Source organism: Pantoea endophytica, from assembly GCF_002858935.1.
GTDB lineage: Bacteria > Pseudomonadota > Gammaproteobacteria > Enterobacterales > Enterobacteriaceae > Pantoea > Pantoea leporis.
This window is the reverse complement of record NZ_PJRT01000033.1, coordinates 54,842-67,945: the sequence shown is the minus strand read 5'-3', so window position 1 is coordinate 67,945 and position 13,104 is coordinate 54,842. Positions and strand designations below refer to the sequence as shown.

At 57.7% G+C, this 13,104-nt stretch carries 11 protein-coding genes; 8 read left to right on the top strand and 3 right to left on the bottom strand.

The window, feature by feature from the left end:
- Positions 1 to 10 precede the first annotated feature (10 nt).
- From ntrB to PZBJ_RS21035, 3 genes are all read right to left on the bottom strand, one after another.
- Entirely contained in the window at positions 11 to 883 is an 873-nt protein-coding gene (ntrB, locus tag PZBJ_RS21045; RefSeq protein ID WP_101764127.1) for a nitrate ABC transporter permease, read from the bottom strand.
- Between the two features lie 11 nt (positions 884 to 894).
- Positions 895 to 2,148, bottom strand: a complete 1,254-nt coding sequence (locus tag PZBJ_RS21040) for a CmpA/NrtA family ABC transporter substrate-binding protein (RefSeq protein WP_101764126.1) — start codon at positions 2,146 to 2,148, stop codon at positions 895 to 897.
- A gap of 264 nt (positions 2,149 to 2,412) precedes the next feature.
- Positions 2,413 to 3,633: a nitrate regulatory protein gene (locus PZBJ_RS21035; RefSeq protein WP_101764125.1), complete on the bottom strand. Its 1,221-nt coding sequence runs from the start codon at positions 3,631 to 3,633 to the stop codon at positions 2,413 to 2,415.
- 484 nt (positions 3,634 to 4,117) lie between these two features.
- Between PZBJ_RS21035 and PZBJ_RS21030 the strand changes: the two genes are divergently transcribed.
- The 8 genes from PZBJ_RS21030 to PZBJ_RS20995 all read left to right on the top strand — a co-directional run bounded on the left by PZBJ_RS21030 (position 4,118) and on the right by PZBJ_RS20995 (position 13,102).
- Positions 4,118 to 4,612: an SH3 domain-containing protein gene (locus tag PZBJ_RS21030; protein WP_192234148.1), complete on the top strand. Its 495-nt coding sequence runs from the start codon at positions 4,118 to 4,120 to the stop codon at positions 4,610 to 4,612.
- Between the two features lie 84 nt (positions 4,613 to 4,696).
- Positions 4,697 to 5,911 (top strand): type IVB secretion system protein IcmH/DotU, encoded by a 1,215-nt coding sequence (gene icmH / locus PZBJ_RS21025; RefSeq protein ID WP_101764124.1) that lies wholly within the window; start codon positions 4,697 to 4,699, stop codon positions 5,909 to 5,911.
- Positions 5,911 to 8,025 carry a type VI secretion system membrane subunit TssM gene (gene tssM / locus PZBJ_RS21020; RefSeq protein WP_101764123.1) on the top strand — a complete coding sequence of 705 codons (2,115 nt, stop codon included), beginning with the start codon at positions 5,911 to 5,913 and terminating at the stop codon, positions 8,023 to 8,025. Before icmH ends, tssM begins: the two co-directional genes overlap by 1 nt.
- Positions 8,026 to 8,038: 13 nt before the next feature.
- Positions 8,039 to 8,737: a type VI secretion system-associated protein TagF gene (tagF, locus tag PZBJ_RS21015; RefSeq protein WP_101764122.1), complete on the top strand. Its 699-nt coding sequence runs from the start codon at positions 8,039 to 8,041 to the stop codon at positions 8,735 to 8,737.
- Between the two features lie 33 nt (positions 8,738 to 8,770).
- Entirely contained in the window at positions 8,771 to 9,883 is a 1,113-nt protein-coding gene (gene tagH, locus PZBJ_RS21010; RefSeq protein WP_101764121.1) for a type VI secretion system-associated FHA domain protein TagH, read from the top strand.
- A complete protein-coding gene (locus PZBJ_RS21005) occupies positions 9,880 to 10,656 on the top strand; it encodes a PP2C family protein-serine/threonine phosphatase (RefSeq protein ID WP_101764120.1) in 777 nt (258 codons plus the stop codon). Before tagH ends, PZBJ_RS21005 begins: the two co-directional genes overlap by 4 nt.
- Before the next feature lie 13 nt (positions 10,657 to 10,669).
- Positions 10,670 to 11,620: a hypothetical protein gene (locus PZBJ_RS21000; RefSeq protein ID WP_101764119.1), complete on the top strand. Its 951-nt coding sequence runs from the start codon at positions 10,670 to 10,672 to the stop codon at positions 11,618 to 11,620.
- Between the two features lie 66 nt (positions 11,621 to 11,686).
- On the top strand, positions 11,687 to 13,102 hold the full coding sequence (locus tag PZBJ_RS20995; RefSeq protein WP_101764118.1) for a serine/threonine protein kinase: 1,416 nt from the start codon (positions 11,687 to 11,689) through the stop codon (positions 13,100 to 13,102).
- Positions 13,103 to 13,104: the final 2 nt, after the last annotated feature.

Here is a 13,104-nt window from a genome sequence, read left to right as displayed (position 1 = left end):
CATCGGCTCCTTATTTTTCCCAGCTAAAGCGGCGTGCCAGTAACATCAGCGCCTGTTCGAGCAGTAACCCGACCACGCCAATCACCACGATGGCAATCAGGATGTTTTCCACATTGAGGTTGTTCCACTCGTTCCAAATCCAGAAACCGATACCGAGCCCACCGGTTAGCATTTCCGCAGCGACAATCACCAGCCATGCGATGCCCATCGATAAACGCATACCGGTTAACACTGCAGGCAGCACCGCCGGGAACAGAATGCGGCGCATCACTGTCCACTCATTGAGCCGCAGCACGCGCGCCACATTGAGATAATCCTGCGGAATTCGCTGTACGCCTTCGGCGGTGTTGATCACCATCGGCCAGATGGAGCAGATGAAAATGGTCCAGCTTGATGCCGGTTCAGCGCGCTGGAACAGCAGCAGGCCAATCGGCAACCAGGCAAGTGGACTGACCGGACGCAGCAACGCGATGATCGGGTTGAGCATGTGCGCGATAAAGGTAAAACGGCCAATCAGGAATCCGGCGGGAACGCCCACCAGCGCCGCCAGACCAAAGCCGATTGCCACCCGCTGCAGCGAGGCGACCACGTTCCAGCCGATGCCCTGATCGTTGGGCCCGTTGTTGTAAAACGGATCGGCAAACAGCGTGACGGCGGCTTGCCAGGTGGCATATGGCGTGGGGAAGCCTTTACTGGACATTGAAGCCAGTTGCCAGACAAACAGCAGCAGAATCAGGCCGCAACTGGCGGGGATTAGCCGCTGCAGCAGGGGACGGAGCCAGCGTTGACCCCGACGCGGTGCGGGCGTTACCTTGAGTGCAATCACCTGCGCCGGTGGCGCGGCGATCGGCGCGGTATTGAGCGAGCGTGCTTCAGATTTCATCATGACCTCACTTAACGGCGTTTAAGGGCAAAACTGTCGGCATAAGCGGCGGGATTGCTGCCGTCCCATACTTTGCCGTCGAACAGTGTGCTGCTGCGCATCTCGCCGGCTGGGACGCTAATGCCGCCCACCGCGCTGGCGGCCTGTTTGTAGATATCAATACGGTTGATCTGACGCGCCACTGCTGCATAATCAGGCGCGGTTTGCACCATGCCCCAGCGCTTCATCTGCGTCAGGAACCACATGCCGTCGGAAATCCACGGGAAGCTCACTTCACCGTCGCGGAAGAAGCGCATACCGTGCGCGTCCTGCCAGCGCTGACCGAGGCCATTTTCGTACTGACCGAGCATGCGCCCTTCCAGCGTTTCCACTTTGGTGTTGATCCACGCGCGTCCGGCCAGCACCTGCGCGGTCTCTTTGCGGTTAGCGTCGGAGGCATCGATCCAGCGCGCGGCTTCCAGCACTGCGGCGGTCAGCGCACGGGCGGTATTGGGGTTCTCTTGCACCCAGGCGGCGCGCGTGGCGAGAATTTTTTCCGGATGATCCGGCCAAATTTGCTGTGTGGTGGTGGCGGTAAAACCGATGTTGTCGCTGATAGCACGCTGGTTCCACGGCTCGCCAACGCAGAAGCCACTCATGTTGCCCATCTTCATGTTCATCACCATTTGCGGTGGCGGGACCACCACGGTGCGCACATCCTCAAACGGGTCGATACCGGCGTTGGCCAGCCAGTAATAGAGCCACATGGCGTGTGTACTGGTTGGGAAGGTATGCGCGAAGGTAAAGCTGCCTTTGGCTTGGCTGGCGATTAATTTTTGCAGGCTGGCCGCATTAGTAACTTTCTGATCTTTAAGCTGATTCGCCAGGGTGATGGCCTGCCCGTTGTTGTTGAGCGTCATCAGGTTAGCCATCTCATGCTGAGGCCCGGCAATGCCCAACTGCAGACCATAAATCATGCCGTACAACGCGTGCGCGGCATCCAATTCGCCAGCGGTGAGCTTGTCGCGCACCGCCGCCCAGCTGGCTTCTTTACTCGGTTGCAGCGTCAGACCGTATTTTTTATCGAAGCCTTTTACTGACGCCATCACCACCGGCGCGCAGTCGGTGAGCGGAATAAAGCCGACGCGAATGTTGCTCTTTTCGGGCGCATCGGAACCGGCAGCCCATACCGCATTGCGTAATCCCGGCAGTAGATAGCTGCCACCGACCGCCGCGCTACCCAGGAGAAATTGACGTCGTGACAATGTGAACCGCGTTTTGCTCATCATGCGCATCCTGAAAAAAAGAATAAAAAAAGGCGTCCTCCCGCATGTCGCAAAAACATGGGGCCGGACGCCTTTATCCAAAGCACTCGCTTCACCGCCGTTGGCGAAACAAATGCGCAATGTCTGTAAGGTATTGCAAAACCTGTGCCAAAAATATCAGGCCGTTTTATCAAGGCTGGCGCTATAAATGCGCTGATGATGCGTCGTTTTTGCACTGCGCTGACGCACTCTACGCACAGGGTTTGTGCAGCTACCTCCTTCGAGTTATGCCTTGAGCGTGGCGGCAACCGCCAGCACCGCCAGGGCTATTTCCAGCACCCGTTTGTTCTGGTTCATGGCGCTCTTACGCAGCGCCTGCCACGCATCCTGCTCGCTGAAACCGTGCTGCTGCATCAACCAGCTTTTCGCCTGATCGATAATTTTGCGTTCATCCAGTGACGCGCGCATCGAGGCGAGTTCATCGGCCTGCGTCTGCAGACGCTGCGACTGCTCACGGATCAACGCCAGCACCGAACGCCCGAGCTGGGGCGCGAGGCCATTGCTGTCCAGCGTGGTTTCAACGCCTGACAGCCAGCTGGCACCCGCGATATAAAGCGAGAAACTGGCCTCTTCTCCGATGGCTATCGGCGGAGATTCACTGTGCTGGGCAGCCGCAATCGCACACTGACAGCGATTCATCAGCGTGGCGCACAGCGTATCTTCAATCTGTTTCATCTGATCGAGACGCGAACTGAGCAGACTAAACCACTGCAACACGCCATTTTCACCGCACTGTGCGCCGGTGCAGGCGATGCGTCTTAGCCGCTCAATTTGGCTGCCGGCATCGGCTATCGCCTGCCAGCGTTGTAGATTTTCCGCATCAGAAAATTGGCTGAAAGTCGCAAAGCTTTGCTCCTGCGCAGCGATCAACACCTGAATGCGCTGCCGTTGCGTCTCGGTAAATTCACCGGCAGCGAATCCCGCCGAACCGGTGGCGCGCTCCTGTCCGGCCAGCTCTTTGCCTTGCATAAAGCTAAATAGCGCGATTAACGCACGCGAGATGTCCGGCTCACTGGCGGTATCCGCCGCTTCAAATACCAGATTGAGTAAGGTGCAGATGATGTGATTAAACGCATCCATCGCCTGCGCCTGCGTCACGGTGCGGCTGTGTACTTGCTGACGCAGCGCCGGCAGACTGTCCAGCGCCTGAAGCGCAGTCGCGATCAGCATGCAAAATCGGCTATAGCCGGGCTGCGCCTCTGCTTCCGGCAGCACCGCCATTGCACGCTGTTCGCGCAGTTCTACCTCCGCAGCGCGCTGTGCTAGCTCTTCACCAAACAGTCGACCAGCCGAGCACAGCCAGATATTGCTGGCTCCACGTTCACGCTGCAGCACATGGATCAATTCACTGATGGCGGTAATCTGTTCGCCGGTCCGCAGCAACCGTTGCAGGCTCGCAATCTCGCTGGCGCGGCTAGCACGTAGATAGTTCAAAGCCCGATTCATTGCTTTCTCCAGCGGTTTAGCGGTGTAAACAGAGGGTCAAGCAAAAGCCATGCCGTGCTGCGTTTAAACGTGGCAGAATTGGGCCCGGAAATTCCGAAATTGAGAAAATTGTTTCGCAAGGCAATCTTTTTTGCTTCATACAAATAGATTAATCTTATTTACCATTTTCGTTTGGTACTAACAGCGACCAAATGCCGTTGCGCTGCCTCGCATCGTTAACTGCAGCGAATAAATTAACTCAGCTTATCTATCACCGTGACTATGTGTTTTATATCATCGGCCTGCGCTGCTTTTTCGCCCGCTAGCACGGGATTTCTCATGGTGCAATGGTTTGAATTCTCAAAAGTCTTAGGTAGACTTAGTTCAGCACTATCTTTCTGTAATCTGTCTGTTTTTTTGATGGCTTTCTCGCTGCTTAATCTGCCTGCCTTAACGGCCCGTGCCGCAGATTACTCTGCAGCTAATCTGATGGAATTTGAGGATCATGGTGAATAAGAGTCTCGTGCTTGTGTTGCTGGCGGTATTAAGTCTGGCTGCTTGCAAAGCGCCACCGCCACCCGTTACAGATGACACGCTGGTAACCAGTGAAGTGAATGGCGTCCAACTGGTCCATCGTCATGCGGTGGCAGCACCTGGCGAATTCACGCCGGTCAATGAGAGTTATCGCGCGCTGTATGCTGCCTCGGTAATGACCACGCCTGATTATGGTGGCAAAGTAGTGCGCTATCTTGATAACGCCAAACCGTTTGAAGTGCTCGGCCGTGTTGAACACAGCTGGCTGGCAGTGGCTGATGAGCCTAACGGCCAGTTAATTGGCTATATTCCGCCGAAAGCGGGCGTGGAGAGCAGCCGTTACGACGCGACCATTCGAAGCGATCGTCCGCGCCCCCGCCGCAACAGCAAACAGGTTTGTGTGGCCGTTGGCGGCGCCAGCAAGGCTTGTCGCACTAACGATACCGCGACCTGGATTTTAGACTGATAATGCAATCCGGCGCACAATGCCCGCAGAAGCGTTTGCTCTGCGGGCTGTGATTTTCGCCCTTGCCTGGATAACCAAGATTTAATGACTCAGGATTCCCTTGCTCGCGATGGCATTGTCGCGGGCAATGATAACCTTTTGCTTAATGCCGCAGCACCCATCCTGAATGCCGTGGTACGTATACGGCAGGCCGCGACACATGACGATCCTGCCGGATTGCGCCAGTTACTGATCGAAGAGATCCGCCAATTCGAACAACGCTGTAAACAAGCGGGCTTACCTTTTGAGATGATTATCGGCGCGCGCTACTGCCTGTGCAGCGTACTGGATGAAGCCGCAGCGCAAACGCCGTGGGGCACGCGCGGCGTGTGGTCCGGCAACGGCATGCTGGTCACCTTTCACAATGAAAGCTGGGGCGGAGAGAAAGTTTTCCAGCTGTTGTCGCGCGTATCGCAAAGCCCGCAGCAGCATCTGTGGCTGCTGGAACTGATCCACTATTGCCTGCTGCTTGGTTATGAAGGCCGTTATCGCGGCAGTGACAGCGGCCGCGCGCAGTGTGAAGCCATCCGCAAACGCCTGGCACAACTCATTACGGAACATCGCCCGGCAAGCGCCAATCCGGCGGTGCCGCTGGTGGAAGTGCATCCGCTGGTCAGCACCCTGACGCGTCCGATGGTGCCGCTTTGGGCCTGCGTTACCCTGGCCACTCTGGTGGCGAGCCTGATTTACAGCGGGCTGAACTGGCGACTCGGCAACGCCGCCGAACCGCTGCTGCGCACCATCTATCAAACCCCGCTGCCACAAATCACGCCAGGACGTCGCCCTACTTCCCCTCAAGCGCTGCTCGATCTGCATCAACGTCTGAATGATGTGATTGCCGCCGGACAGCTGGAAGTGAGCGACGGCGCGTTCGGCAGCAAAGTGATCATCCCCGCTGACAAACTGTTCTCCAGCGACGGCACGGTGGTGAATCAGGTGGGACGGGCGCTGCTGGCGCATGTCGCCAGTGCAATGAAAACCGTTAAAGGCACGGTTTTGGTGTCGGTGTATACCGATAACAGCCCGGTCGATGGCCGTTTCGCCTCCAGCTACGAATTCTCCTCTGCGCGCGCACGCGCCATCATGCAGCTGCTTAATCCGCAGCTCGCGGAAGGTCACAGCGTGAAAGCGGAAGGTCGCGGCGACAGCAATCCGCTGCTGCCGAACGACAGTAATGAAAACCGCGCCCGCAATCGTCGGGTGGAAATCACCCTGTTTGTGACACCGGAAACCCTCGGCAATCATCAGGGAGGCCAATGATGCGCGCATCACTGCAACATCTGTTAACCCATCGCCTGCTGTGGAGCCTGATTGGCGTCACGGCATTGAGCTGCGTGCTGTGGATGCTCGGACCGCTGTGGAGCTGGGGCGATACGCGCCCGCTCGAGCCAGTATTGCCGCGCCAGTTAGCGGTGGGACTGCTGTATCTGCTCTGGCTGCTGTTCCAGTTTATTCCTGCACTGTGGCGCGGCTGGTTTAACAGCAAGTTGCTCAACCGGCTGCAGCAGATGAGCCAGGAAGAGTTATCCGATCGTCAGGCCACCGAAACCCTGCTGGCGCAGCGCTTCAGTGAAGCAGCGCTGCGTTTAAAGCGCACCCAGTTTGGTCGTCGTCATCAGCAGAGCTGGCTGGCACGTTTTCAAAGTCACTACCTTTATCAGCTGCCGTGGTACGTGATGATTGGCGCGCCGGGCGCCGGTAAAACTACCGCGCTACTTAACGCTGGCCTGCAATTCCCGCTCACCGACAGCCTCGGCAAAGCGGCAATTCGCGGCGTGGGCGGCACGCGCCACTGCGATTGGTGGTTCACCGACAGTGCAGTGCTGATCGATACCGCCGGACGTTACGCGCTGCAGGAGAGCCAACGCGCGCGCGATGGCGCGGAGTGGCACAGTTTTATCAATCTGCTAAAGCGCTATCGCACCCGTCAGCCGATCAACGGCGTGATCATGACCATCAGCGTCTCCGATCTGCTGACCGATTCAGCCGAAGCGCGCCATGCGCAGGCCAGCGCGCTACGTGAACGCATGGCGGAGCTGCATCAGCACACCGGCATTCACTTCCCGGTGTATGTGATGGTGACCAAAACCGACCTGCTGAAAGGGTTTATGAGTTTTTACGGCACGCTCAGCAAGCCGCAGCGCGATGCGATTTGGGGCTTCACTTTCCCGTGGGAACCGGGCAAACCGCATAAAGACGACTGGCACCGCAGCTTCAGCCAGCAATATCAGCACTTAGAGCAGCGTTTACAGCAGCAGTTGGCCGACGTCATGGCCGGCGAGCGCGATCTCACCCAGCGCGCCGACAGCTTCCTGTTCCCGCAAGAGTTCAGTTCGCTGCGTCCGCTGCTGAATGAGTATCTCGATGTGGTGTTTTCCAGCCATCAGGAGCCGATCGCCTGGTCGGCGCGCGGCCTGTTCTTCACCAGCGGCACGCAGGAAGGTTTACCGTTTGACCGCATCATGGGCGAGCTGAACCGCAAACTGCAGCTGCCGCACACCGGTGAAAGCAGCCTCGCGGCGTGGAATAGCGTCGATCGCAGCAGTCCGATCCCCGGCAACAAAGGACAGAGTTTCTTTATCCGCGATTTGCTGAGCGATTTAGTGTTCCGCGAGAGCGGCCTGGCGGGCAGCAATCGCCATTGGGAATACCGCAACCGCCTGTTCCACTGGATCGGTTATGGCGTGCTGACCGGCGCACTGCTGCTGCTCTCCTGTTTGTGGCTCACCAGCTATATTCAGAATCAGCGTTATCTGGACCAGGTTGCCGAACGCCTCGCGCCGATCACCACGCAGAGTCAGCAGGTGATCCATCAGCCCGCCGATAATATTTTTGATCTGCTACCCTTCTTAAATAACCTGGTGAAACTGCCGCTCTCCGAGCGTTTTTCCCTCGACAATCCACCGCTTACCATGCGCGTTGGTCTGTATCGCGGCAACCAGGTCAGCGATGCGGCGTGGGCGCTTTATCAAAATGCGCTTAAGTCTTTACTGCTGCCGCGCGTGGCGCAGCAGATCACCAATTTGCTGCGTGACGATCCGGGCACCGATAACGAGTACAGTCGCAATGCGCTGCGGGCCTATCAGATGCTCTATCAGCCGCGCAATTATGACGGCGAGTTTCTGCGTGGCTGGCTGATGCAAAACCTGCAGCGCACGCTGCCGGATGATGTCAGCGCGCGCGATTTGCAGCAGCTCGACTGGCATCTGAGCCAGCTGCTGGATCAGCAAATTCAGTCTTCGCCGTATGCGCGTGACAATGCGTTGATGATGCGCAAGCTTGCGGAGAATCTGAAAAATGCCGGTGACAGCAGCAACACGCTGGCGATTGCACCGCACGTTGTTTCGCAGCGATTGACCAGACACAGTGAGTAATGGTGAGGTAATCATGCCGACACACACTGCGCCGGGCTGGTACGGCAAGTTACCGGCCACCGGCGATTTTTTGCGCCAGCGTCTGAGCGAAAATGCCGTGACGCCGTGGAGCCACTGGTTTCAGCAAGGATTACTGCACTGGCATCAGCAAGCCGATGCCAGCACCGCACAGTTTTTACGTGCGCCGGTGTGGAATTTTGTGTTACCGCTTTCGCCGCTGCGTCAGCAGGTGCAGATGGGCTGCCTGCTGCCGTCTTGCGATCGCGTGGGCCGCAGCTGGCCGCTCCTGGCGCTGCGCAGCTTCCCGCTGAGCCACTGGCACAGCGCGCAGCTGGCGATGTCCGGTGACTGGTTCCAGGAACTGGGCGCGCTGCTGCTGCACGCGGTGCGCGATCGACTCAATCCCGATGCGCTGGAGCAGCAGATGCAGCGCCTGTCACCGCTGCTGGTGCCGGATACGCAGCGCAGCGACATCATGGATGTGATTGGTTTTGATGATTTACCCTGCACGCTGAGCTGGCGTGAAGTGGCTGACAGATTCGATCCGCAGCAGCACATGAGCTACTGGTGGAGTAATCGCAGTGACGGTTTTAGCCATGCCACCCATAAACACAGTGGCCCGCTGACTGCGCAACTTTTTTCATTATTGTTTAACCCGGCGTCTGGTGCACAGCCGGGCCGCAACGGCCTCTATCCACCGATGTTTGAATAGGCCGTGGCGTTTGCCTTGTTAACGGGATGACTCATGCAATTTACCATTGTGCAGTGCAATACGGATGTGCCCGCCAAGACGGTAGCCTTTAAACCGCCCGGCGGCACCATCGGCCGCAGTCAGGATAACGATCTGGTGCTGCCTGACGAATCGCGCGCCATATCGCGTCTGCAGGCGCTGGTGCATCTTTCGCCGGAGGGCGAGTGCCGCCTGACCAATCAGGGCAGCGTCACGTCGGTGGTATTGAACGGCGTCGCGTTGCAACGCGGCTCGCAAGTGGCGTTGCAGGATGGCGACACGCTGCAAATCGGTGAGTATGGGCTCGAAGTCCGCGATCCTAACAACCTGAAAGCCCGTCAGGACGATCCGCTGGCGTTCTTTGCCGACAGCAGCGACGACCCGCTCGGTATGATGCAGGAGTCCGAGGTGATTCCCGAGCCGGTTGCGCGTCAGGAGCGCCGCAACGATCCGCGTCTGGCTATTGATCCGCAAAGCGATGCGCCGACGCTGCCAGCCATGTTGCCGGGCGTCTCTCAGGACAAACTGATTGCCGCGCTGCTGGAAGGGATGGGGCTGAACAACGGCCATCAAACCAACATCACCGAAGAGCAGATGCGTGTAACCGGTCGCATGCTGAGCCTGTTTTCGCAAGGCACCGTCGCCCTGCTCTCCTCGCGCTCGATCCTCAAGCGCGGCGTGAAAGCCGACATGACGATGATTCTCAATGAGGCGAATAACCCGTTCAAAATTCTGCCGTCCGGTAAAACCGTATTGATGCAGATGTATCAAAGCCAGATGCCGGGCTTTATGCCGCCGGAACCGGCGGTGCGCGATGCGCTGGTGGATTTGCAGGCGCATCAGCTTGGCATGATTGCCGGTATCCGCGCCATTATTGCCGCCATGCTGCAATCGTTTAACCCGCAGCGCTTAGAAGAAGAAGCACGCAAAGATGGCGTGCTGCCCAAAATGGCGTTCAGTACCGGACGCAAAGCGGCGCTGTGGGATTACTTCTCACGCCACTATCAACGTACCGCTGGCGAAATTGAGGATGACTTCCATACGCTGTTCGGCGAAGCCTTCCTGCATGCCTATGATATGGAAGTGAATCAATACAAAGATTCTCAAACGCGGACCGAAGACGCATGAAGATGATGTTTGCCAGCCGCTGCCAGCAAGGCATGCGCGACGAAAATCAGGATCGTACCGGCGCCGAGCTGGACGATCATAAAGCCTGTTTTCTGGTGTGTGACGGCGTCGCCGGTTTGCCTGGCGGTGATATCGCCGCGCAGCTGGTGCGCGATACGCTGCTAACGCAGCTGCAGCAGAATGCGACGTTCACCCCTGAAAGCACGCGCACCGCCATCGAACACTGCCAGCAGGTGCTGATTGAGGCACAGGGAAACAATCCGAATTTTTCACGTATGAGCACCACGCTCGCCGCGCTGTTTATCGACCGCGAAAAACAGCGCGCATGGTGGGCGCACGCTGGCGACAGCCGGGTTTATCACTTCCGTCATGGGGTGCTAAATCAGGTGACGCGTGACCACAGTCTGGCCCAGCAGTTACGCGAGGCGGGCTATGAAAATACCGGCATTAACAGTAATTTACTCTATAATGCGCTCGGTGTTGAGCCTGCCCGTCCGGCCACTTTTAGCGAGGTGATTACGCTGGCCGATGGCGATGCGTTCCTGGTTTGCAGCGATGGATTCTGGCTCAATCTCACCACCCACGAAATGGAACTGGCCCTGCGCATGGTGAATGCCTGCGAAGAGTGGCTGACTTTGATGGAACAAGCCGTTAACCGCAGTGTTAAAAGCGACAATCTCAGCGCTCTGGCCGTCTGGATTGGCGAACCGCAGGAAGCGACGCTGCTTTATTCCCAGGCTGATGCGGCACGTTTTCTGCCGTCACGTTATTGATCCAAGGATGCTTATGAAAGTGTGGTTGACGGGCTTCGCAACCCTGTTGCTGGCCGTAAATGCGCAGGCAGAAGATTACCGCGTGGTGTATTCCCCGAGCCTGTCATTAGAAGTCTACATTGATGACGTGGCGAGCAAAGCGCCCAACGACTGGTGCAAAGAGACGCTGCCGCTGCGCATCGTTTCGGGCAAAAGCACCGACTCCAGCATCCTGACCAGCTTCCTGCCGCGCGTCGGTACGCTGCTGGCGAATCAGTGCGGCCTGCTGGATGAACTGCCGTGGCAGATGACCAATAAAGAGGGCAGCGTGCTGGCTAACGGCAGCGCAGCCAAATTACAGAACTGGCGCCCGATCGTGCTGAACGATGCCACCGCCAGCGCCACCACCAGCAACGCCGCGCCGCTCGATCTCTCGCGCCCGGCGGATAGCACGCCGCTGCAGCACTTTGCATTGCCGGGCGGCTGCCATTTCCGTACCTGGTGGGATGACAAAGGCGAATCGCTGTTTATCCCGGATAACCCGAATCAGCACTGCTCCACCGAAGGCTGGCTGGAAGGCCCGAGCGAAATGACGCTGATGAGCGCTGGCAAAACCCATAATCTGGCGCTGAACTTCTATCAGGGCTACCCGATTGCAGATTTAAAGATGAGCGGTCCGCCGCTGGAAGTGGTCTCGGTGAATAACCAGCGCATGATTGTTACGCGTCCGGATGCCGATGATAGCTGGTTAGTGCTGCCGTTTGATGCACAACAGCATGTGTGGCGTTTTAGCGGCACACTTCTGGTCAAGATGGACAAAACCGCCGATCAGAGCAGCGATGTGCTGAAAAAGCGGGTTGAGACGTTACGCGGCGTTTGGTCGCCGCAATTTATGCCACAGCAAAAAGTGACTGTGTTACTGATTGACACCCTGCATGCGGATCTCGCCGATCCGGCGATTGGTGCCTGGCGTAACATTAATTAATTAGCGGTCGTTGCCTGCCGTCATCGTGATGACGGGGCGCTACAGGACGTGTTCAGAGAGTTCACTATGTCGGCAAACGAAAACCATACACCTAACGCCCTCCCTGCGGGCTACCGGTTTAATGAATTTGAAATCAAGGAAGTGATTGGCGGCGGCGGCTTCGGCATTGTTTATCGTGCCTGGGATCATCAGCTGGAACGCACCATCGCGATCAAAGAGTACATGCCCGTCTCGTTGGCGGTGCGTGCGGCGGATATGTCGCTGGAACTGCGCGGAGAGCGTTTCCATAAGCTGTTTACCGCCGGTCGTAATAGCTTTATTCAGGAGGCGCGCCTGCTGGCACGCTTCAATCATCCCGGCTTGCTGCACGTGCTGCGCTTCTGGGAAGAGAACGGCACCGCCTACATGGGCACGCTCTATTACAGCGGCATGACGCTGAAAGAGTGGCAGATCACCAGTCCGGACAGCATTGACGAGAGCTGGATCCGTCGTCTGCTACCGCCGCTGTTTGGCGCCATTGATACTATCCACGCCGCCGGTTATCTGCATCGCGATATCTCGCTGGATAACATCCAGATTCAGGAAAACCAGCTGCCGGTGCTGCTTGATTTTGGCTCGGCGCGCAAAGAGATCGGTAACCTCTCGGATGAAACCGAGATCATGCTGAAGCCCGGCTTTGCGCCGATTGAGCAGTACAGCGAAGAAGGCGAAATAGAGCAAGGTCCGTGGACCGATATCTATGCGCTAGGCGCAGTGCTGCACAACCTGATCACCGGCCATGCACCGCCGGTGAGCGTGGTGCGCTGCATTGAGGATAACTATCAGCCGCTGGTGGAGCGCAAGCCGGAAGGCTATTCGCTGCCGCTGCTGCACGCTATTGACTGCGCGTTAGCCATGAAGCCAGCAGATCGTCCGCAAAGCATTGATGCCTTTGCCAGCTTGATCGATCTGCCGGTCAGCGATGTCGAAGCGCTCTCCACCACTATTCCGCTCGTGGCTGAGCCGGTTGTGCCGGTGGAGCCGAGTGTTGCAACGCCGGAACCGCAAGTGTTGGCCGTCAATCATGCCGCTGCCACCGTTGAACCTTTGACGCCGCGCAACGTGCGTCGTTTATCGCCGGGTTTAGTGGCGGCCGCTGCAATTGCGCTGCTGGCGGTTGTGGTGGTGGTTTGGAAAGCGAATCATCACAGCGAAGTACCGCCGGTTGCCGCCAGCTCCGCGCCCGCTGCGCCTGCCGCAGCAGGCAACAGTGTAGCGAGCAGCGCACCGACGGTGGCGACGGTTTATCTGCGTTTGCAGGCGGGTGAGAATGTGATGCTGAATGGCGAAGCCCGCGATGTGAAGCCCTCCTCCAGCGGATTCGCTTCACTGAATCTGGCGGCGGGGAACTATCGCATTGAGGTGCGTAACGGCAACCAGGTGCATAGCCAATCGCTGACCATCGATAAGCCGGGAACCTGGCTGATTAATCCGGCGCAGTAATC

Coding starts and splice junctions, on each gene's coding strand:
- ntrB (WP_101764127.1), bottom strand. CDS start 883: ATGAAATCTGAAGCACGCTCGCTCAATACCGCGCCGATCGCCGCGCCA.
- PZBJ_RS21040 (WP_101764126.1), bottom strand. CDS start 2,148: ATGAGCAAAACGCGGTTCACATTGTCACGACGTCAATTTCTCCTGGGT.
- PZBJ_RS21035 (WP_101764125.1), bottom strand. CDS start 3,633: ATGAATCGGGCTTTGAACTATCTACGTGCTAGCCGCGCCAGCGAGATT.
- PZBJ_RS21030 (WP_192234148.1), top strand. CDS start 4,118: ATGGTGAATAAGAGTCTCGTGCTTGTGTTGCTGGCGGTATTAAGTCTG.
- icmH (WP_101764124.1), top strand. CDS start 4,697: ATGACTCAGGATTCCCTTGCTCGCGATGGCATTGTCGCGGGCAATGAT.
- tssM (WP_101764123.1), top strand. CDS start 5,911: ATGCGCGCATCACTGCAACATCTGTTAACCCATCGCCTGCTGTGGAGC.
- tagF (WP_101764122.1), top strand. CDS start 8,039: ATGCCGACACACACTGCGCCGGGCTGGTACGGCAAGTTACCGGCCACC.
- tagH (WP_101764121.1), top strand. CDS start 8,771: ATGCAATTTACCATTGTGCAGTGCAATACGGATGTGCCCGCCAAGACG.
- PZBJ_RS21005 (WP_101764120.1), top strand. CDS start 9,880: ATGAAGATGATGTTTGCCAGCCGCTGCCAGCAAGGCATGCGCGACGAA.
- PZBJ_RS21000 (WP_101764119.1), top strand. CDS start 10,670: ATGAAAGTGTGGTTGACGGGCTTCGCAACCCTGTTGCTGGCCGTAAAT.
- PZBJ_RS20995 (WP_101764118.1), top strand. CDS start 11,687: ATGTCGGCAAACGAAAACCATACACCTAACGCCCTCCCTGCGGGCTAC.